Below are 20,625 nucleotides of genomic sequence, written 5' to 3' on the forward strand. Positions count from 1 at the left end.
CTGTCATCGCAGTATCACCAGATGGTCGCGGTGGATTATCTCGCGTTCGTACTCGGCGCCCAGCTCACGGGCCAGCCAGCGCGTCGAGCGCCCCATCAGCTCGGGGATCTCGGACGCGTCGTAGTTCACCAGGCCGCGCGCGACGACCTCGCCGCCCGCGTCGCACAGGTCGACCGGGTCGCCCGCGGCGAAGTCGCCGTCCACGCCCGTCACCCCGGCCGGGAGCAGGGACGTGCGGCGCCGCACGACCGCCTCGACCGCGCCCGCGTCCAGCATGACGCGGCCCTGGCCCGTCGTCGCGTGCGCCAGCCACAGGTGGCGGGTCGACATGCGGCGGCCCTCGGCCGGATGGAACAGCGTCCCGACCTGGTCGCCGGAAAGCGCGCGCGCCGCGGACGCCGCGTTGGTCAGCACGACGGGGATGCCCGCGATCCTGGCCGCCTCGACCTTGGTGACCATGCCGCCGGTGCCGACCCGGCCGGACCCGCCGAGCTCGACGTCCCGGAGGTCGTCCGGGCCGCGCACGTCCTCGATGCGGCGGGTCCCGGGACGGCGCGGGTCCCCGGTGTAGAGGGCGTCCACGTCCGAGAGCAGGACCAGCGCGTCCGCGCGGATCAGGTGCGCGACCAGCGCGGCCAGCCGGTCGTTGTCGCCGAACCGGATCTCGTCGGTGGCGACGGTGTCGTTCTCGTTCACGATCGGCAGGACGCCCATGGCGAGCAGCTGCGCGAGGGTGCGCTGCGCGTTGCGGTGGTGGGAGCGGCGCATCATGTCGTCGGCGGTGAGCAGCACCTGCCCCACCGTCAGCGCGTAACGGGCGAACGAGGAGGTGTAGCGGGCGAACAGCAGGCCCTGACCGACGCTCGCCGCCGCCTGCTGGGTCGCGAGGTCGGGCGGCCGGCGGGTCAGCCCGAGCGGGCCGAGCCCCGCCGCGATCGCGCCGGACGACACGAACACGATCTCGGTGCCCTCGCCGCGGCGCGCGGCGAGAACGTCCACCAGCGCGTCGATGCGGTTCACGTCGATCGTGCCCTGCGGCGTGGTCAGGGAGGACGAGCCCGCCTTCACCACGATCCGCCGCGCCTTCGCGACCGCCTCACGCCCACTCATGACTCAGCTCCGCTCAACCCTGTCTCCTGTGGGGGACGACCCCCCACACCCCCGCCGCTTCGCTCGGCCCTGTTTCCTGTGGGGGGACGATCCCCCACACCCCCCGGTCCGCCTCGCTCGGCCCTGTTTCCTGTGGGGGGACGACCCCCCACACCCCCCGGCCGCTTCGCTCGGTCAGGACCAACCGTCCAGGCGGCGGTCGGTGCCGCGCGGGCCCCTCGTGCCCTCGCCCGCCGCGACCTCCGGCTCCCAGTCGAAGACGATCGAGTCGTCCATGGTGCCGATCAGGACGGTGGCGCCCGCGCTGGCGCCCGCCTGGCGGAGCGCGTCCTCCACGCCGAGCCGGGCGAGGCGGTCGGCGAGGTAGCCCACGGCCTCCTCGTTGGCGAAGTCGGTCTGGCGCAGCCACCGGACCGGCTTCGTGCCGGTGATCAGGTAGGTGTTGTCGCCGAGGGTCCTGATCTCGAAGTCGGTGTCGCCGCCGACCGGCTCGGGACGGATGACGATGCGGGTGGGCTCCGCCGCCGGCAGCGAGGCGCGGTAGTCGGTGACCATCGCCGCCATCGCGAACGACAGCTGCCGCAGCCCCTCGTGCGTCGCCGCCGACACCTCGAACACCCGCAGGCCCCGGGACTCGAACTCCGGCCGCACCATCTCGGCGAGGTCGCGGCCGTCCGGCACGTCCACCTTGTTCAGGACGACGATGCGGGGGCGGTCCGACAGCGGGCGGTCGCCCAGCACCCGGTCGTAGGCCTGGAGTTCGCGCTCGATGACCTCGAAGTCGCTGACCGGGTCGCGGCCCGGCTCCATCGTCGCGCAGTCGAGGACGTGCGCGAGGGTGGAGGAGCGCTCGATGTGGCGCAGGAAGTCCAGGCCGAGGCCGCGGCCCTCGCTGGCGCCCTCGATCAGGCCAGGCACGTCCGCGACCGTGAACGTCGTGTCGCCCGCGCTCACCACGCCGAGGTTCGGGATCAGCGTCGTGAACGGGTAGTCGGCGATCTTCGGCTTGGCGGCCGACAGCGCGGCGATCAGCGACGACTTGCCCGCGCTCGGGAACCCGACGAGCGCGACGTCGGCGACGCTCTTCAGTTCCAGGACGACGTCGCGCTCCTCCCCCGGCTCGCCGAGCAGCGCGAATCCGGGCGCCTTGCGCTTGGCCGTCGCCAGCGCCGCGTTCCCGAGACCGCCGCTGCCGCCCTTGGCGATCACGAACCGGGTGCCCTCGCCGACCAGGTCCGCGAGGACGGTGTCGCCCGACTTCACGACGGTGCCGTCGGGGACGGACAGGATCACGTCGCCGCCGTCCGCGCCCGTCCGCAGGCTGCCCTGGCCCGGCCTGCCGTTGCCCGCCTTGCGGTGCGGGCGCCGGTGGTATTCGAGGAGGCTGGCGGCATTGGAGTCGACGACGAGGACGACGTCGCCGCCGCGGCCGCCGTTGGCGCCGTCCGGGCCGCCGAGCGGCTTGAACTTCTCCCGGTGGATCGAGGCGCAGCCGTTGCCGCCGTTGCCCGCCGCGACGTGCAGCACCACCCGGTCGACGAACTGCGCGCCCGATCCCGCTCCAGCGGCCACGGTGACTCTCCTCAGGGAACCTTGGTAAGAACGGCGAAGGGGCGGACCGGAAACGGTCCGCCCCTTCGAACAAAAAGTCGCTGCCCCCGGCGGACTATTCCGCCGGCGGGACGACGCTCACCGCGTTGCGACCGCGGTAGCGCCGGAACTCCACCGCGCCCGCGACCAGCGCGAACAGCGTGTCGTCGCCGCCGCGGCCGACGCCCGGACCGGGGTGGAAGTGGGTGCCGCGCTGGCGGACGATGATCTCGCCGGCGTTGACGACCTGGCCGCCGAAGCGCTTCACACCGAGGCGCTGGGCGTTGGAGTCGCGACCGTTGCGGCTGGACGATGCGCCCTTCTTGTGTGCCATGAGACCGCTCTCCCTTACTTCTTGCCGGCCTTGATACCGGTGATCTTGACCTCGGTGTACGGCTGGCGGTGACCCATCCGCCGCTTGTACCCGGTCTTGTTCCGGTAGTGCATGATGTTGATCTTGGGGCCCTTGACCGCGCCGAGGATCTCGGCGGTCACCTCGTAGCGGGCGAGGTCGGCCGTGCGGCTCACGACGTCGTCGCCGTCCACGACCAGCAGGGGCTGGAGCGTGATGGTCGACCCGACGTCACCGGCCAGCTTGTCGACGGTCAGCACGTCGTCGACGGCGACCTTTTCCTGCCTGCCGCCTGCGCGGACAATCGCGTACACCGCGGAAACCCTTCGTCTGCGCGCGCTTCCGGAGTGAACCGGCCCCACGCGTGGCTAACCAGCCCCCGGACGGGGGCCTACCCCCGGCACCGGGCCGAGGGCGGCACACCAGGAGGACCCTGGCGCTCTCTGCTGTGCCCCACCGGATCGATGAGGTGAGCACCGAACGATCCCCGGACGGGGCTCGCGGTGCGGATTCGGGCGACGCACCGAAGGCGCGCCGAAGGTCAAGGGTACCGGATGCCCTGGCCGGAACGCGAACGCGTCCGGCCAGGGCCCCGGCCTCGTGTCAGTCCGAGGACTCGCCGCCGTCGGCGGCCTGCGCCGCCGTCGCGCGGGGGCGGCGGGCACGGCGCCGGCGGGCGGGCTCGGCGCCGTCCTGGTCGCCCGCGGGCGCGGAGCCGTTGGACTCGCCGGCGGCCGCTCCCGTGCCGTTCAGCTCGCCGGCGGGCTCGCCGCCCGCCGGTTCGGCGCCGTTCGAGCCGACCTGCACCGGCTCGGGGGAGTCGAGCGCGCCCGGCGCGGTGTCGGCGGTCTCCTCGGCGGCCTCGGCGGCCTCCACGGCGGCCTGCGCCGGGGCCTCGTCGATCTCGGGCGGCGGGCCTGCCGGGCGCTTGGCGGGCCGGGACTTCTTCGGCCGCGAACGGGCCGGCTCCGGCGCGGCCTCCGCGACCGGCACCGTCTCGGAGGCGGGCTCCCTCGCGGGCTCCTCCGCGGCCTCCTTGGGCTTGGGCTCGTGCCGGGACAGCTTCTCCTCGACGGCCTTCTCGACCTCGCCCTTGCGCTTGCGGCGGCGTCCGGACTCCTTGCCGGCCGCCTTCTCCGCCTTCGGCTCGACCGGCGTCAGGTGGACGTGGATGCCGCGGCCGTTGCAGGACTCGCAGGTCTCCGAGAACGCCTCCAGCAGCCCCTGGCCGACCCGCTTGCGGGTCATCTGCACCAGCCCGAGCGAGGTGACCTCGGCGACCTGGTGCTTGGTACGGTCCCGCGACAGGCACTCCACGAGGCGGCGCAGCACCAGGTCGCGGTTGCTCTCCAGCACCATGTCGATGAAGTCGACCACGATGATGCCGCCGATGTCGCGGAGCCGGAGCTGGCGGACGATCTCCTCGGCCGCCTCCAGGTTGTTGCGGGTGACGGTCTCCTCCAGGTTGCCGCCCTGCCCGGTGAACTTGCCGGTGTTGACGTCGATGACCGTCATCGCCTCGGTGCGGTCGATCACCAGGGAGCCGCCGGACGGCAGCCAGACCTTGCGGTCCAGCGCCTTGGCGAGCTGCTCGTCGATGCGGTACGCCGACAGGGCGTCCTGGCCGCCGTTCCAGCGCTCGACGCGGTCGGCCAGATGCGGGGCGACGTACTGGACGTAGTCGGAGACGGTGTCCCAGGCCTCGGCGCCGGACACCACGAGCTTGGAGAAGTCCTCGTTGAAGATGTCGCGGACGACCCGGATCGTCAGGTCGGGCTCGCCGTAGAGCAGGGACGGCGCCGAGGCCGTCTTGACCTTCTTCTGGATGCTGTCCCACTGGGCGGCCAGGCGCGAGACGTCGCGGGCGAGCTCCTCCTCGGTCGCCCCCTCGGCCGCGGTCCGCACGATCACGCCGGCGTGCTCCGGCATGACCTTCTTCAGGATCGACTTGAGGCGGCTGCGCTCCTTGTCGGGCAGCTTGCGGCTGATGCCGGTCATCGAGCCGTCCGGCACGTAGACCAGGTACCGGCCGGGCAGGGAGACCTGGCTGGTCAGCCGGGCGCCCTTGTGGCCGAGGGGGTCCTTGGTGACCTGGACGAGCACCGACTGGCCCGACTTCAGCGCCGACTCGATGCGGCGGGGCTGGCCCTCCAGCCCGGAGGCGTCCCAGTTGACCTCGCCCGCGTACAGCACGGCGTTGCGGCCCTTGCCGATGTCGACGAACGCCGCCTCCATCGACGGCAGGACGTTCTGGACCTTGCCGAGGTAGACGTTGCCGACGTACGACTGGTGCGTCGCGCGGTTGACGTAGTGCTCGACGAGCACGTCGTCCTCCAGGACGGCGATCTGGGTGCGCTCGCCCTCCTGGCGGACCACCATGACCCGCTCGACGGCCTCGCGGCGGGCCAGGAACTCCGCCTCGGTGATCACCGGCGGGCGGCGGCGGCCCTGCTCGCGGCCCTCGCGGCGGCGCTGCTTCTTGGCCTCCAGGCGGGTCGAGCCCCGCACGGACTGGACCTCGTCCTCGGCGGCGGCGCGCTCCTCGCGGGCCGTGCGGACGTGGACGACGGTGTTCGGCGGGTCGTCGGTGCCGCCGCCGGACTCGCCGTCGGCCCCGGTCCGGCGCCTGCGGCGGCGACGGCGGCGGCTCGTCCCGCCCTCTGCGTCGTCGTCCTCACCCTCGGCGGCTCCCTGCTCGGGCTCCTCGGCCTTGGGCTCCTTGTCCTGCTCCCTGTCCTTGGCCTTGGACGCCTTGCCGCCCTTGGCCGTCTTGCCCTTGGCGGCCCTGGGGGCCCTGGCGGGCTTGGCGGGCTGCTCTTCCTTGGGCTCCTCGGCCTCGGCCTCGTCGTCGGCCTCGGTGTCGTCGCCCTCGTCCTCGGCGCCCTCCTTGCCGCCCCGGCCCCGTCCGCGGCCGCCACGGCGGCGGCGACGGCGGGACGGGCGGTCGTCGGAGTCGTCCTCGTCCGCCGGCCCGTGGTCCTGGTCCTGGTCCTCCTCGCCGGCGTCCTGCACGGCGGGCTCGGCCTCGGCGGGCTTCGGCCGGGCGGGCGCCTCGGCCTTGGGCTGCGGCGGCTGGAAGACCACCATCGGCGGCTGGAACGTCACGCCGGGGACGCCGACGCCGCTCGCGGGCTCGGTCTCCGACACCTGCTCGGGGGTCGGCACCTCCCCGGCGACCGGGACGGCGGGGACCTGCGGCACGGACGGGACCTCGGCCGCGGCCTTGGTGGAGCGGCGGCGGGTCCTGGTGCGAGGCGCCGGCGCCTCTTCGGCGGGCTGCTCGGCGGAGGCGGGCTCAGGCTGCTCGGCGGGGGCCTCGGGGGAGGTCTCGGCGCCGGTCATCGGAACGGGCTCGGCCGTCTCGGCGGCGGCCTTCGTGCTCTTGCGCGCGCGGGTCCGGGTCCGCTTCGGCGGCTCGGCCGTCTCGGGCGGCTCGGCCGTCTCGGCGGGCGCCGCGGGCTCCTCGGCGGGCGCGGGCCGCTCGGTGGAGGCGGGCTCCGGCTGAGCGGCGGGGGCCCCGGCGGAGGTGTCGTCCACGTCGGGCGGCGGGCCGGCGGGCCGGCTCGCACGGCGCGGACGCGACGTCACGCCCGTGCCCTCGCTCTGAGCGTTCCCGCTCTGCGCACTCTCGGTCTGGGCGGTCTCGTCGTCGACGGTCCCGTCGTCGGCGCCTTCGGCCGCGGCCGCATCGGCTTCGTTCTCAAGCATCCGGGCAATCTCCCGTCAGGCTCCCGGGCGCGTCCGCCCGTCCCGCCAGGGGCGGAACGATGCGGTGCGCCGCACGAGAGCACCTCGTCAGTCGGTGTCGTCACCGCCGGACGGTGGTCCGGCCATGACGACGAAGTCGTCGGGGGTGCGCCTTCCGTACCCTGCGGAACCGGTTCCGTGTCTCCACGGCTTCGGTTCCACGGTCAGGCGCTGACGGCATCCGCGCTCGCGGGGTCCCCGGACCGCGGCCGCTCATGGCCGTGGGCCGTCCCGGCGTCGTCGCCGGGCGGCGGTCCGGTCTCCCGGTCGGGATCCAGGGGATCCGCGAGGCCACCGGTTTCCGCGTCGAGGGGCCCCTGCGCCAGCCTGGTCACCAGCGGTGGTGACGGCGGCGCGAGGTCGGCGACCTGGCGCAGTCCGGTGAGGATGTCGTCGGGTCGAACGGCGGGTGTGGAATGCCGAACAACCATTCGAAGTATCGCACAAGGGGCATCCGCCGTCTCGGCGGCACGCCGGTCCAGCTCGCAGACGGACACGGCGGCCCGCACATCGAAACGGCGCCGTCCCTTCTTCGTGAGACGTTCCACCTCGATGTTCTCGGCGTCCATGAAGGCGGCCACGGCCGCGGCGGCGTCGTTTTCGGCGACGCCGTCCAGCCGGATCCGCCATGCGGACGCCTCGAGCCGATCGGTGAACGCGCCCGGCTTCACCGGGGCGTCGCCGCGTCCCGCCCGTACCGGCACGACGTCCAGGACGTCGAGTCCGGGAGGCAGGGCCGCGTCGAGATCGGCTCGCACCCGCGCAGGGTCGCGGGTCTCGGTGAGCCCGAGTTCGAGGTATTCGGCCTCACTGGCCACCCCTGTCGCCGCCGCACCCGCATACGAGATCTTCGGGTGGGGGGTGAATCCGGCGCTGAACGCGACAGGGATCCCGGCGCGCCGCACGGCGCGTTCCACGGCCCGGGAAATGTCGCGATGGCTCGTGAACCGCAGCCTGCCCCGCTTGGCGTAGCGGACGCGCAGTCGCTGGGTCACGGGGGCCGGCGCCGGACCCTCCGGCATGGGTGCCAGGGTTCTGGTCCTTCCTACTCGTGTCGAGTCGAAATAAAGGTCTCCCTATAGAGTACGGGGCGCCGGACCCGGTTCCGCCAGGCACCGCCCCCGTAAGCCCGGAACCCTTGCAGCTCAAGGGACGACGCGGCCGAATCCGGTTCACACCACGTTCAGCGGGAGCAGCTTCCTGCCGGTCGGGCCGATCTGGATCTCGGTGCCCATCGTGGGGCAGACGCCGCAGTCGTAGCACGGCGTCCAGCGGCAGTCCTCGACCTCGGTCTCGTCGACGGCGTCCTGCCAGTCCTGCCAGAGCCACTCGCGGTCGAGGCCCGCGTCGAGGTGGTCCCAGGGCAGCACCTCGACCTCCTCGCGCTCCCGGACGGTGTACCAGGCGAGGTCGACGGGCTCCTCGGCCAGGGCCCTCTCGGCGCAGGCCGTCCAGCGCTCGTAGGAGAAGTGCTCGCTCCAGCCGTCGAAGCGGCCGCCGTCCTCCCAGACGGCGCGGATGACCTTGCCGACGCGCCGGTCGCCCCGCGACAGCAGGCCCTCGACGATCGACGGCTGGCCGTCGTGGTAGCGCAGGCCGATGGCGCGCCCGTACTCCTTGTCGCCGCGCAGGGCGTCCTTGAGGGCGCGCAGGCGGCGGTCGACGGTCTCGTGGTCGCACTGCGCGGCCCACTGGAACGGGGTGTGCGGTTTCGGCACGAACCCGCCGATGGACACGGTGCAGCGGATGTCCCTGCGGCCGGTGGCGTCCCGCCCGGCCTGGATGACCCGCTTGGCCATGTCGGCGATGGCGAGGACGTCCTCGTCCTCCTCGGTGGGCAGGCCGCACATGAAGTACAGCTTGACCTGCCGCCAGCCGTTCTCGTAGGCGGTGCTGACCGTGCGGATCAGGTCGTCCTCGGTGACCATCTTGTTGATCACCTTGCGCATCCGCTCGGAGCCGCCCTCCGGCGCGAACGTCAGGCCGGAGCGGCGTCCGCCGCGGGAGAACTCGTTGGCGAGCGTGATGTTGAAGGCGTCCACCCGCGTGGACGGCAGCGACAGCGAGGTGTTGGTGCCCTCGTAGCGGTCGGCGAGGCCCTTGGCGACGTCGCCGATCTCGCTGTGGTCCGCGCTGGACAGACTGAGCAGCCCGACCTCCTGGAAGCCGGACTCCTTGAGCCCCTGCTCCACCATGTCGCCGATCGTGGTGATCGACCGCTCCCGCACCGGGCGCGTGATCATTCCGGCCTGGCAGAACCGGCAGCCGCGGGTGCAGCCGCGGAAGATCTCCACGCTGAACCGCTCGTGCACGGTCTCGGCGAGCGGGACCAGGGGCTTCTTCGGGTACGGCCACTGGTCGAGGTCCATGACGGTGTGCTTCTCGATCCGCCACGGGACGCCCGGGCGGTTCGGCGCGACCCGCTGGATACGGCCGTCGGGCAGGTAGGTCACGTCGTAGAAGCGCGGCACGTAGACCCCGCCGGACGCGGCGAGACGCAGGAGCAGCCCGTCCCGACCGCCGGGCTCGCCCTCGGCCTTCCACTCGCGGACGACCTCGGTGATGGCGAGCGCGATCTCCTCGCCGTCGCCGAGGACGGCGGCGTCGACGAAGTCGGCGATCGGCTCGGGGTTGAACGCGGCGTGCCCGCCCGCGATCACGATCGGGTGGTCGCCGGTGCGGTCGGCGGCCTCCAGGGGGATGCCGGCGAGGTCGAGCGCCGTCAGCAGGTTGGTGTAGCCGAGTTCGGTGGAGAACGACACGCCGAACACGTCGAAGGCGGCGACCGGCCGGTGCGCGTCGACGGTGAACTGCGGGATGCCGTGCTCCCGCATGACGGCCTCCATGTCGGGCCACACCGAGTACGTCCGCTCGGCGAGCACGCCGTCGCGCTCGTTGAGGATCTCGTAGAGGATCTGGACGCCCTGGTTCGGCAGCCCCACCTCGTAGGCGTCCGGATACATCAGCGCCCACCGGACCGTGGTCTCGTCCCAGTCCTTGAGCTGGGAGTTCAGCTCGCCGCCAACGTACTGAATCGGCTTCTGCACGCTCGGGAGCAGCGGCTCCAGGCGCGGGAAGAGCGACTCGACCGGCATGACGGGACCCTCCGTGCAGGGGACGTGGGATGAACGTTCAGCCTACGCGGTCGCCGGTCGCTAATCGAATGGGCGGCGGCGCACGTGGACGGCCTGCAGCAGGCCGAACGCGATCATGTTCGCGAACGTCGCGGACCCACCGTAGGACACGAACGGCAGCGGCAGCCCGGTGATCGGCATGATCCCGATCGTCATCCCGACGTTCTCGAACGTCTGGAACCCCAGCCAGCACACGACGCCGGTGGCGACGAGCGTCCCGAACAGGTCCGCGGCCTGGGTGGCGATGCGCAGCCCGCGCCACAGCACCACGCCGAGCAGCGCGATGATGACGGCGGCGCCGACGAAGCCGAGCTCCTCCCCCGCCACCGTGAAGATGAAGTCGGTCTGCTGCTCGGGGACGAAGTGGCCGCCGGTCTGCTCGCCGTGGAACAGCCCCTTGCCGAACGCCCCGCCCGACCCGATCGCGATGCGGGCCTGCTGGGCGTTGTAGCCGGCGCCGCGAGGGTCGGCCTCGGGGTCCAGGAACGCGGTGAACCGGGCGATCTGGTAGGCCTTCAGCAGCCCGAAGAAGTACACGGCGAAGCCCGCGGCGATGCCACCGCCCACCAGCCCGACGAGCCAGCGCTTCTGCGCTCCGGAGATCGCCAGCATGCCGAGCACCACCGCGATGAACACCAGCGTGGTGCCGAGGTCGGGCTGAAACATGATCAGCATGCCGGGCACTCCGGCGAGCACGAGCGCGAGCAGCACGTCCCGCCGCCCCGGGCCGATCTCCCCGTCGCGCGGCTCGCCGAGGATCATCGCCAGCAGCACCACGAGCCCGACCTTCGCGAACTCCGACGGCTGCACCTGGAACCCGCCGCCGATCACGATCCACGAGTGCGAGCCGTTGATCGTCGAGCCGAGCGGGGTCAGCACGGCCAGCAGCCCGACGCACGCCAGCCCGTACAGGATGGGGACGTAGGCGCGCAGGAGCCGGTAGTCCAGCACGGTGACCAGGCCGCCGAGCAGGAACCCGATGACCAGGTTCAGGATGTGCCGCTTGAGGAAGCCCTCGGGATCCTTGCCCTGCTCGGTCAGCAGGTGGAAGGTCGCCGAGCGCACCAGCAGCGCGCCCACCGCCGACAGCGCCAGCACGGCCAGCAGCATCGGCAGGTCGAGCCTGCGCAGCCCGGAGAGCCTGCTGGTCCACGACCGGTGCGCGGCATAGGCGTCGACGCTGCCGACCCCGGAACCTGTGATCACGGGGCGGTCCCCTCGGCGGGCATCCGCGGCAGCTCGGACGGGAGCCTTCCGTCCTGGAGGATGGCCTTGCGGTCCTTCGTCCCGTACATGGCCTCCCAGATCTCCCGGACGGCCGGCGCGGACGTCTGCGCGCCCTGCCCGCCCTGGGAGACCATCGCGACCACCGCGAAGCGCGGCTTGTCCACCGGGCCGAACGAGGCGAACCAGGACGTGTCCTGCTTGCCGTAGACCTCCGCGGTACCGGTCTTGCCGCCGACGTCGACGCGCTTGAAGTCGAAGCCGGTGAACGCCCCGGCCGCCGTGCCGCTCTTCGGCACCTCCGCGAGCGACTCGCGGATGTACTTGAGCACCTTGCCGTCGACCGGCACCTTGCGCGCCGGCGGCGCGTCGATCCGGCGGACGATCGAGCCGTCGGGACGCACGACCGCGACGCCGAGCCGCGGGGTCAGCAGCTTGCCGCCGTTCGCCACGGCCGAGTACGCGCGGACGAGCTGCAGCGGCGTCACCAGGACGTCGCCCTGCCCGACCGAGAAGTTCGCCGCGTCACCGGGTCGCCAGACGTAGCCCTCGGTGCAGTTCTCCGTCGCGACGGCCTTCAGGTACGCGGCGCGGGCCGGGTCGGTCTTGGCGACCTCCGGGTAGCCCTCCTTGGCGCCCTTGCAGTTGGCGGCCTTGGTGACGTCCCAGAAGTTCTTCTTCCACCCCCGGTCCGGGATGCGGCCCTCGCTCTCGCTGGGCAGGTCGACGCCGGTGCGCGCCCCGAACCCGTAGTTGCGGGCCATCTTCACCATCGGGTCGGAGGGGTTCTTCTTCGGCTTCATCCCGCCGTCGCGCTGCCACTCCTGGTAGGCGAACCGGTAGAAGATCGTGTCGCAGGACTTGACGAGCGCCGTGTGCAGCGACATCGCCCCGAGCTCCTCGCCCTCGAAGTTGCGGAACGCGCGGTTGCCGACGTTGTAGGAGCCGGGGCAGTCGTAGGTGCCGGACAGGCTGTTGCCGTCCTTCACCGCGGCGGACACCGAGGAGATCTTGAAGGTGGAGCCGGGCGCGAACTGCCCCTGGGTGACCCGCGAGATCAGCGGCTCGCCCTGCTTCTTGCCGAGCAGCGCGTCGTACTCGTCCTGGGAGATGCCACCGGTCCAGATGCCGGGGTCGTAGGTCGGGTAGCTCGCCATCGCGATCATCCGGCCGGTGCGCACGTCCATCACGACCGCGGCACCGGCGTCGGCGGGGCGGCCCTGCTTGTGCGCGCCGTCGATCGCGTGCTTGAGGGCGTTCTCCGCCGCACCCTGCACGCCGGCGTCGATGCTGGTGACGAGGTTGCTCCCGGCCGTCGGGGGCTGCTCCTGAGCGGTGCCGGTGACGCGGCCCTGGCTGTCGACCAGGACCTTGCGGAACCCGGGCTCGCCGCTCAGCACCGAGTCGTACTGCGCCTCCAGGCCGTCGCGCCCGACGAGGTCGACGCCGCTGTAGCCGGTGACCTTGAGGCCCTTGCGCTTGTCGAGCTCGTCCTGCGTGACGGGCTGGAGGTAGCCGAGCAGCTGCGCGGGGCGCGCGCCCTCCGGCTCGGGGTAGTCGCGGACGGCCTGGACCTGCGCGGTGATCCCGGGGAAGTCCTCCTGCCGCTCCATGATCTGCAGGGCGCGCTTGGGGTCGACGTGGTCCTCGACGGGGATCGGCTGGTAGGGAGAGCCGGGCCAGCACGGCCGCTTGATGCCGGGACCGCACAGCCGGATCCGCTTGGACATCTCGTCCTGGGACGTCCCGAGCACGGCGGCGAGCCGCTTCAGCACGGTCTGGCCGCCGTCCTTCTGCCGCGACAGCGTGGTGCGGTCGACCGACACGACGAGCGCGCTGCGGTTGCGCACGAGGGGCCTGCCGCGGTCGTCCAGGATCATGCCGCGGGTGGCGGGGACGACGATGTCGCGGGTGCGGTTCTCGGCGGCGACCGCCCGGTAGTGCTCGCCCTCCAGGACCTGCAGGGCCCACATCCGCCCGATCAGGACGAGCAGCAGCGCGGCTACGAGCACGTACAGGACCACGAGGCGGAAGTGGGTCCGCGGGTTCACAGGGTCTCGCTCCGCCCCGACATCGCGCGGTAGCGGGCGGCGGGCACGGCGAGGCGGTCGCCGCGGGCGCGTTCCCCGCGTTCGTACCGGCGGGTGGCGCGCAGCACCGCCCACACCACGAACGGGCTCGCGATGACGTCGTAGAGCACCTGCAGCGGCACCATGCTGGACACGGTCGCCCACCCGGCGCGCGGGTCGCCGAGGATCATGCCGGTGCCCGCGTACAGCACGGTCCCGGCGAGCGCGCCGGCGGCGACGGCGAAGAACGGCACCGCGGACTGGCGGTCCATCTCGGCGGACGCGGCGCCGCACAGGTATCCGATGAGGCAGTAGACGAGCGCGTACCGGCCGATGGTGTGGTCGGCGGGCGGGATGATGTCGGCGGCGAGGCCCGCGAGGAACCCGGCGACCATCCCGGTCATCGAGCCCGCGACGAGCGCGAGCGCCACGACGGCCAGCAGCACCAGGTCGGGCTGGACGCCCCCGGGCAGCGGCAGCCGGTTCGCCACCGACACCTGCAGGACCAGCGTCACGACGATCACCACGGCGGTCACCGCGGCGCGGCCTGCCGGCGACGCCTCGGGCGGGTTCAGCACGTCATTCCCCCCGGGTCGGATTCGTGGACGGGCTCTTCGAGCGGCGCGGCTTCGCCGTCGGGCTCTTGCTCGCCGACGGCGTCGCGGTCGGCGTCGGGGTCGGCGGCGGCGGGGGCTTGGGCGGCAGCACCGCGTCCCGCGGGTCGGTCCTCGGCGGGGCGACCACGACGGCGACGACGTCCAGGCTGGTGAACCGCACGAACGGCCGGATGTAGGCGGTGCGGGTCAGCCCGCTGGTGGACCGCTCGATCCGCTCGACCACGCCGATCGGGACGCCCGGGACGTACGGCCTCTGCCCCTGCGACCCGAGCGTGACGATCCGCTGGCCGACCTTGATCGGCGCGGCGGCGTCCAGCAACTGGAACCGCAGCGGCGTCGCGCTGCCCCGGCCGAGACCGCGCCGGCCCCGGCCCTGGGTGATCCCGATCTCCTTGGACTGTTCGAGCCGGGAGCCGATGGAGGAGGTCTGGTCGGTGGCGAGCAGGACGGTGGCCGTCGCGGGCCCGACGCGCGTGACGCGGCCGACGAGGCCGTCGGCGCTCATCACGGTCATGTCGGGCTTGATGCCGCTGCGGCTGCCGACGTCGATGGTCACGGTGTCCTCGAAGCCCTGCCCCGCGGAGATCACCTGCGCGGCGTGGATCTTGTAGCCGCCCATCCCGGCGGTGCCGAGCAGCCTGCGCAGCTGCGCGGACCGGTCCTGGTCGAGGCGGCTGGAGCGCAGCTGCTCGCGCAGCCGCTGGTTCTGCCGCACGAGCCGGTCGGCGCGGCGCCGCTCGCCCGGCGCGTCGGTGATGGCGTCGAAGCTGTTGCCCACCGGCCGGACGACGGAGGCCGACGCCCGCTCCACCGGTCCGAAGACCGCCGCGCCGACGCCGCGCAGGCCGCGCAGTGGCGAGTCCCCCCCGCCGCGGTAGTCGATAGTGATCATCGCGAGCGCCACGACCAGCAATGCGCCGAGGACCACGCGGGTACGCCGGGTGTCCTTCACGCACCGACCTCCCGTTCACTGGTCCGCCGGGAGCCCAGTGCCTCACGAGGGGGGACGCCCCCGCGTCCCCCTCGGCGGACCATGTCCGAATCGGCTCGCCCGGGGGACGACCCCTCACGTCCCCTGGCCGGCCACGTCCGAATCAGTGCCGCGGCTCCGGCACGAGCACCTGCCGGAGCGACTCGAAGTCCTCGACGCACTTGCCCGTGCCGAGCACCACCGAGTCGAGCGGGTTGTCCACCAGATGGATGGGCATCCCGGTCTCCTCGCGGAGCCGTTCGTCGAGGTTCTTCAGCAGAGCGCCGCCGCCGGTGAGCGCGATGCCGCGGTCCATGATGTCGCCGGAAAGCTCGGGCGGGCACTTGTCGAGAGTGGTCTTCACCGCGTCCACCACGGCGTTGACCGGTTCCTCGATCGCCCGCCTGACCTCCTCGGCGGAGATCACGACGGTCTTGGGCAGCCCGCTGACGAGGTCGCGGCCCCGAATCTCGGCGTGCGGCTCCTCTTCGCCGCCGGGATAGGCCGACCCGATCGCCATCTTGATCTCCTCCGCGGTGCGTTCCCCGAGCATCAGGGAGTACTCCTTCTTGGAGAAAGAGATCACGGCCTGGTCGAGCTCGTCGCCGCCGACGCGCACCGACTGGCTCGTGACGATCCCGCCGAGCGAGATGATCGCGACCTCGGTGGTGCCGCCGCCGATGTCGACGACCATGTTGCCGGTCGGCTCGTAGACGGGCAGCCCGGCGCCGATCGCGGCGGCCATCGGCTCTTCGATGATGTAGACGCGGCGGGCCCCTGCCTGGTACCCGGCCTCCTTCACCGCGCGCTGCTCCACCCCCGTGATCCCGCTCGGCACGGCCACGACGATCCGCGGCTTGGCGAAGTGCCGGCGCTTGTGCACCTTCTGGATGAAATAGCGCAGCATCCGTTCGGTGACGTCGAAGTCGGCGATGACGCCGTCCTTCAGCGGACGGACCGCGACGATGTTGCCCGGTGTGCGGCCGATCATCCGCTTCGCCTCGATGCCCACCGCGACGATCTTCCCGGTATTGGTATTGATCGCCACCACTGAGGGTTCGTTCAGGACGATGCCACGCCCGCGCACGTACACCAGGGTGTTGGCGGTACCTAGATCGACCGCCATGTCACGGCCAAGAAACGACAGCTTGTTACCCATGAAGAAAGGGAGCCCTTCATGATTGACGGGCGTGTATAGCGGCGCGTCCATCGTAACGTGCGCCTACCTCCGCGGGCAGTAACCCCCGCGCCGCGCGTCGCGAAAAAAACGCGTCCTGACCAGCCCGGTTTTCCATAAAGAGAACCCGGCGGACTGACCCGGCGGCCCGATCGGCCAAAGACGCGCGACGCCACGGCAGACCCGACGCCACCGGGTATCCGAGGATCTTAGGGGGTCTCCCCCGGCCGGACACAGCCCCCACACCGACACGGTTCGACCAGCTCCGCAACAACCGTCCCGCACGGCCACAGAAAAGCCGAACCCCGGGACGAGGATCTACCGGCTCATGAAGGGGACCGGGGCACCACAGGGCCAGCCCTTACTCGTCCTCAAGCCGGTCGTGGGACGAGCGCCCCCGCCCCGTCTCCGCCGGAACGGGCCCGGTTCTCGAAAGAGGAACATCCAAGCCCTCTCGAACCGAACCTCACCCAGCGGCAGCTGGAACCCCGCTCAAAGAGGGTGCGAATCATCCACATCCAACGCTCTTGGACGTGCCGCGCCCGGACGCACGTGGAGAAGACCCGAGCCGGGACACGGTCAGGTGCGGGGAGCGAGCGCAACGCACCTGCCCGTCGAGCCGGGCGACCACAGCGACACAACGCCAACTCGCACGGGCACAACGCACCCGCGCGGTGGCGTGAGGATCGCCCGGCTCGTGACGGGGGTTCCAGGGGTCACCCCCTGGGAAACACAGCGGGTTCCAGGGGGTCGCCCCCTGGGCCGACTCACACCTCGGGGAAGAAGAGCTTGATCTCGCGCTCGGCGGAGTAGGTGGAGTCGGAGCCGTGGACGATGTTCTCCCCGATTTCCAGGGCGAAGTCGCCGCGGATGGTGCCGGGGGTGGCGCTGACCGGGTCGGTGGCGCCGGCGAGGGAGCGGAACGCCTCGATGGCGCGCGGACCCTCCACGACCATGGCGACGAGGGGGCCGCCGGTGATGAAGTCGACCAGTTCGCCGAAGAACGGCTTGCTGGCGTGCTCCTCGTAGTGCGCCTCGGCGGTCTCGCGGGCGAGGGTGCGCAGTTCCAGCGCGACGAGCTTCAGGCCCTTGCGCTCGATCCGGGAGATGACCTCGCCGACGACGCCGCGGCGAACGCCGTCGGGCTTGACCAGGACAAGAGTGCGCTCGGACACGGGAGTTTCTCCTAGAGGATTGCGGATTCGGTAAGCGCGCGAATCCTACCCGGCTCCGGGGTCCGCAGCGGCATTCCCGGGGAGCCGAGCGGCGCGGGCGCGCGGTGCCGCGGCGCGTCCGGCGCACAGGCGGGCGGTGGCTCCGGCGAGCAGCACGGCGGCCACCCCGGCGACGGCCAGCCAGATGCGGTAGCCCTCCAGCAGGGCGTGCACATGCTGCGCGTCGGTGACCGGACGGAGCCGCTCCAGCCGCGCCGCCTGCAACGACAGGACGAGCATCTGCCCGGCCAGCACCGCGGGGAAGCACAGCGACAGCCCGAACAGCGCGGCGCCCACCCTCGCGTCCCGGAGCGAGGCGGCGAGGGCGAGTCCCGCGCCGGCGCCGAGGGGGACGAGCGGGGCGAGCAGCGCCCAGCGGCCGAGGGCGCCGCCCGCGAGGCCGAGCGGCACGGCGACGGCCATGAGGATGTGGCCGGTGCGGACGGCGCCGCGCGTCCCGGCGCGGGTGGCCGCGAGCGCCGCCGCGAGGGCGGCGGCGGCCGCCACGGCGAACGGGAGCAGCGGCGGGCCGCCGGCCCCCGCCTCGGCGGCGGCCAGCCCGGCGAGCGGGCCGGCGACGGGCTGGCAGAGCAGGCCGACGGCGATCATGACGACCACGCCGCCGGACGGGCCGCCCGCGGCCGCGCCCCGGCCGCCGGCGAAGGCGAGGCCGGCCAGGGCGAGCAGCGTGAGCCCGGCGAGGAGGAGCCGCGCCCCGGGCGACCAGCCGTACGCGGCGACGACGGCGAGGAACGCGAAGCCGCCTGCGGGGACCGGCACGAGGAGCAGCCGGCCGCGCTCGGTGCTCCGGAGCGCGGGCGGTCGCCGGTGGCGGCGTCCGCGCAGGAGGGGGTGGGCGAGCGCGGCCCCCGCGGCGGCGACGGCGAGCAGCGGGTAGGGCGCCAGCGCGACACGCCAGTCGTGGACGGCGGTGCCGTCGGCGGGCACGGGTACGGCCTTCAGCGCCAGCGGCATGGCGAGGATCAGCGTGCCCGCGAGGGCTCCGGCCCAGGCGGCCGACAGGGCGCGGTTCCTGCGTTCCCACACCAGGACGAGGCTCGCGGGCAGCACGATGCCCGCCCCGACGCCCTGGACGCCTCGGACCGCCCCGATGTCGGGCAGCGAGTGGGCGAGGCCGGCGGCGCCGATGCCCGCGAGCAGCACCGCGAGCCCTGCCATGAGCACGCCCCACGCGGGGAGCCGGCGGGCGGCGACGGCGGCGAACGGCACGGTGACCAGCAGGGCGGGCAGCGACAGCCCGGTGGCGCGCAGCAGTCCGGGGACCTCGGCGTCGCCGAGCGCGAGGGCGCTCGCGGCTGCCGGGACGACGTTGCCGGAGGCGTCGGGCACCACCAGGACGGCCGCGGGCAGCGCGGTGAACGTCAGCAGCAGCGCACCGAGCGTCGCGAGCCGCCGCCGGGCGACCCCCTCGGTGGGGCGTGCCGGAGGCCAGGCGGGCCGCGTCCCGGCGAGGTCGCCGGGCGTGTGTTCGCGTGCGTGGGAGGACACGGCGTGCTCCTTAGGACGTTGTCATCCGCCGCACGCACATTTCCCAAAAAGGAAATATGTCCAAATAAGATGATGAGGTGAATGCGCGGGAATCGGCGGACGCAATGGTGCCGTCCCCGCGAACCTAGCGCGGCGGAGCGCCGCCCACCTTGCGTCCCAGCCAAATGGCCGTTCCCCAAAGTGCCCCGAACACGACACCGAGGAAGAACATGGCCGGCACCATGAACCCGGTCGCGATGATCAGCACCTGCAGGACCGTGCCCGCGTGGACCGCCCACGGGAACCGCAGCAGACCGGCCAGCACCACGCACGCGACGGCCAGGCCGCCGCACACGCCGCCGGCGGTCGCGCCGTCCACGTCCAGCACCGTCACCGCCACCGGGATCGCGAGCGCGATCACGATGGCCTCGCACGCCAGCACCGTGGCGAACAGCCTGCGCGCCGGGTTCGCGGCGGTCCGCGCGCTCATGCCCGTCACCGGCCCTCCCCGACGCGCAGCAGCGTGCGGGCGTCGCCCGCGGTGACCACCGAGCCGGTGATCAGCACGCCGGCGCCCCGGTACTCCCCGGTCTCCTCGGCGAGGCCGATCGCCCGGTCGATGGCGTCGTCCAGCCGCTCGACGACATGGACGCGCTCGGCGCCGAAGACCCCTTCGGCGATCTCGGCCAGTTCCTCGGGCGGCATCGAGCGCGCCGAGGAGTTGCGGGTCACCACCAGCTCGGCCAGCACCGGTTCGAGCTGGTCGAGGACCCCGGCGACGTCCTTGTCGACGGCGATGGCGAGAACACCGGCGAGCCGGGTGAAGCCGAACGACTCGGTGACCGTGGCGACGGTCGCGGCCATCCCTGCGGGGTTGTGCGCCGCGTCCAGCAGGACGGTCGGGCCCGTCCGGGCGACCTCCAGCCGGCCCGGCGAGGCCGACTTGGCGAAGCCGCTGCGGACCAGGGCCGGGTCGAGCTGCCCCTCCTCGCCGCCGAGGAAGGACTCGCCGGGCGCGATCCGCGTCGCGGCCTCCAGGTTCGGCTCGCCCCGGGTCGGGGCGCCGCCGGCGAACGCCTCCACGGCGGCCAGGGCCGTCGCGGCGTTGCTCGCCTGGTGCTCGCCGAACAGCGGCAGGAAGATGTCGTCGTAGACGCCGTGCAGGCCCCGCAGCGAGATCTGCTGGCCTCCGACGGCGACGTCCCGGCTCAGCACGCCGTACTCGACGCCCTCGCGCGCCGCCGTCGCGCCGGTCTCCACGACCCGCCGCAGCAGCACCTCGGCGGCCTCGACCGGCTGCTGCGCCAGCACGGCGATCGCGCCCGGCTTGATGATGCCCGCCTTCTCCCCGGCGATCTGCTCCAGCGTGTCGCCCAGGTAGCGGGTGTGGTCCAGGCCGATCGGCGTGATCACCGCGACCGCGCCGTCGGCGACGTTCGTGGCGTCCCAGGCGCCGCCCATGCCGGCCTCGACCACCGCCACGTCGACCGGCGCGTCCGCGAACGCCGCGAAGGCCATCGCGGTGAGCACCTCGAAGAACGACAGCCGGGCCTCGTGCTTGTCGTCGACCAGCTGGAGGTAGGGCAGCACGTCGTTGAACGCCTCGACGAACCGCTCCTCGCCGATCGGCTCCCCGTCGATCGCGATGCGCTCGCGCAGCGTCGTCAGCTCGGGGCTGGTGTAGAGCCCGGTGCGAAGGCCGCGCTCGCGCAGCAGCGCCTCGACGAGCCGGGCCGTGGTGGACTTGCCGTTCGTCCCGGCGATGTGGATCACCGGGTACGCGCGGTGCGGCGCCCCCAGGACGTCGACCAGGTCGGCGATCCGGTCGAGGGTCGGGTCGATCTCCCACTCGACCCCGCGCCCCATGATCGCGCCGACGGTGGCCCTGTAATCGGACGGCTCGGATACCTGACTCACGGTCACAGAGCCTACT

16 protein-coding genes are annotated in these 20,625 nt (G+C 72.8%); all 16 read right to left on the reverse strand.

Annotated elements, in window-relative coordinates:
• Positions 1–3 precede the first annotated feature (3 nt).
• The 16 genes from proB to BJ999_RS31605 all read right to left on the reverse strand — a co-directional run bounded on the left by proB (position 4) and on the right by BJ999_RS31605 (position 20,558).
• Positions 4–1,110 (reverse strand): glutamate 5-kinase, encoded by a 1,107-nt coding sequence (gene proB, locus BJ999_RS31530; RefSeq protein WP_179836633.1) that lies wholly within the window; start codon positions 1,108–1,110, stop codon positions 4–6.
• Positions 1,111–1,284: 174 nt separating this feature from the next.
• Entirely contained in the window at positions 1,285–2,682 is a 1,398-nt protein-coding gene (gene obgE, locus BJ999_RS31535; RefSeq protein WP_179836634.1) for a GTPase ObgE, read from the reverse strand.
• Between the two features lie 94 nt (positions 2,683–2,776).
• The gene (rpmA, locus tag BJ999_RS31540; protein WP_075899989.1) at positions 2,777–3,034 is read right to left on the reverse strand and encodes a 50S ribosomal protein L27; all 258 of its coding nucleotides are present in this window, start codon (positions 3,032–3,034) and stop codon (positions 2,777–2,779) included.
• A 14-nt stretch (positions 3,035–3,048) separates the two neighbouring features.
• Entirely contained in the window at positions 3,049–3,366 is a 318-nt protein-coding gene (gene rplU, locus BJ999_RS31545) for a 50S ribosomal protein L21 (protein ID WP_179836635.1), read from the reverse strand.
• A gap of 289 nt (positions 3,367–3,655) precedes the next feature.
• A complete protein-coding gene (locus BJ999_RS31550) occupies positions 3,656–6,760 on the reverse strand; it encodes a ribonuclease E/G (protein ID WP_179836636.1) in 3,105 nt (1,034 codons plus the stop codon).
• 203 nt (positions 6,761–6,963) lie between these two features.
• Positions 6,964–7,821: a TIGR03936 family radical SAM-associated protein gene (locus tag BJ999_RS31555; protein ID WP_179836637.1), complete on the reverse strand. Its 858-nt coding sequence runs from the start codon at positions 7,819–7,821 to the stop codon at positions 6,964–6,966.
• A gap of 150 nt (positions 7,822–7,971) precedes the next feature.
• Positions 7,972–9,894, reverse strand: coding sequence for a TIGR03960 family B12-binding radical SAM protein (locus BJ999_RS31560; RefSeq protein WP_179836638.1), 1,923 nt, complete (start codon positions 9,892–9,894; stop codon positions 7,972–7,974).
• 60 nt (positions 9,895–9,954) lie between these two features.
• On the reverse strand, positions 9,955–11,139 hold the full coding sequence (gene rodA, locus BJ999_RS31565; RefSeq protein ID WP_229810334.1) for a rod shape-determining protein RodA: 1,185 nt from the start codon (positions 11,137–11,139) through the stop codon (positions 9,955–9,957).
• Positions 11,136–13,208, reverse strand: coding sequence for a penicillin-binding protein 2 (gene mrdA, locus BJ999_RS31570; RefSeq protein WP_179836639.1), 2,073 nt, complete (start codon positions 13,206–13,208; stop codon positions 11,136–11,138). Before mrdA ends, rodA begins: the two co-directional genes overlap by 4 nt.
• The gene (gene mreD / locus BJ999_RS31575) at positions 13,205–13,804 is read right to left on the reverse strand and encodes a rod shape-determining protein MreD (protein ID WP_179836640.1); all 600 of its coding nucleotides are present in this window, start codon (positions 13,802–13,804) and stop codon (positions 13,205–13,207) included. The genes mrdA and mreD overlap by 4 nt, the downstream gene beginning before the upstream one ends.
• A gap of 1 nt (position 13,805) precedes the next feature.
• The gene (mreC, locus tag BJ999_RS31580) at positions 13,806–14,795 is read right to left on the reverse strand and encodes a rod shape-determining protein MreC (protein WP_179836641.1); all 990 of its coding nucleotides are present in this window, start codon (positions 14,793–14,795) and stop codon (positions 13,806–13,808) included.
• Positions 14,796–14,937: 142 nt separating this feature from the next.
• Positions 14,938–15,972 (reverse strand): rod shape-determining protein, encoded by a 1,035-nt coding sequence (locus tag BJ999_RS31585; RefSeq protein ID WP_132197821.1) that lies wholly within the window; start codon positions 15,970–15,972, stop codon positions 14,938–14,940.
• A gap of 785 nt (positions 15,973–16,757) precedes the next feature.
• On the reverse strand, positions 16,758–17,165 hold the full coding sequence (gene ndk, locus BJ999_RS31590; protein ID WP_089309488.1) for a nucleoside-diphosphate kinase: 408 nt from the start codon (positions 17,163–17,165) through the stop codon (positions 16,758–16,760).
• Positions 17,166–17,210: 45 nt separating this feature from the next.
• Positions 17,211–18,713, reverse strand: a complete 1,503-nt coding sequence (locus BJ999_RS31595; RefSeq protein WP_179836642.1) for a hypothetical protein — start codon at positions 18,711–18,713, stop codon at positions 17,211–17,213.
• Between the two features lie 124 nt (positions 18,714–18,837).
• The gene (locus tag BJ999_RS31600) at positions 18,838–19,182 is read right to left on the reverse strand and encodes a DUF4233 domain-containing protein (protein ID WP_179836643.1); all 345 of its coding nucleotides are present in this window, start codon (positions 19,180–19,182) and stop codon (positions 18,838–18,840) included.
• A 5-nt stretch (positions 19,183–19,187) separates the two neighbouring features.
• Positions 19,188–20,558, reverse strand: a complete 1,371-nt coding sequence (locus BJ999_RS31605) for a bifunctional folylpolyglutamate synthase/dihydrofolate synthase (RefSeq protein ID WP_179838948.1) — start codon at positions 20,556–20,558, stop codon at positions 19,188–19,190.
• Positions 20,559–20,625: the final 67 nt, after the last annotated feature.

This window comes from Actinomadura citrea, from assembly GCF_013409045.1.
In the GTDB taxonomy this organism is placed as follows: domain Bacteria; phylum Actinomycetota; class Actinomycetes; order Streptosporangiales; family Streptosporangiaceae; genus Spirillospora; species Spirillospora citrea.

Bases quoted from the DNA above. Each gene is read 5' to 3' on its own strand.
- BJ999_RS31600 (WP_179836643.1), bottom strand. From the start codon at position 19,182: ATGAGCGCGCGGACCGCCGCGAACCCGGCGCGCAGGCTGTTCGCCACG.
- BJ999_RS31555 (WP_179836637.1), bottom strand. From the start codon at position 7,821: ATGCCGGAGGGTCCGGCGCCGGCCCCCGTGACCCAGCGACTGCGCGTC.
- proB (WP_179836633.1), bottom strand. From the start codon at position 1,110: ATGAGTGGGCGTGAGGCGGTCGCGAAGGCGCGGCGGATCGTGGTGAAG.
- BJ999_RS31585 (WP_132197821.1), bottom strand. From the start codon at position 15,972: ATGGGTAACAAGCTGTCGTTTCTTGGCCGTGACATGGCGGTCGATCTA.
- BJ999_RS31550 (WP_179836636.1), bottom strand. From the start codon at position 6,760: ATGCTTGAGAACGAAGCCGATGCGGCCGCGGCCGAAGGCGCCGACGAC.
- BJ999_RS31560 (WP_179836638.1), bottom strand. From the start codon at position 9,894: ATGCCGGTCGAGTCGCTCTTCCCGCGCCTGGAGCCGCTGCTCCCGAGC.
- rpmA (WP_075899989.1), bottom strand. From the start codon at position 3,034: ATGGCACACAAGAAGGGCGCATCGTCCAGCCGCAACGGTCGCGACTCC.
- BJ999_RS31605 (WP_179838948.1), bottom strand. From the start codon at position 20,558: ATGGGGCGCGGGGTCGAGTGGGAGATCGACCCGACCCTCGACCGGATC.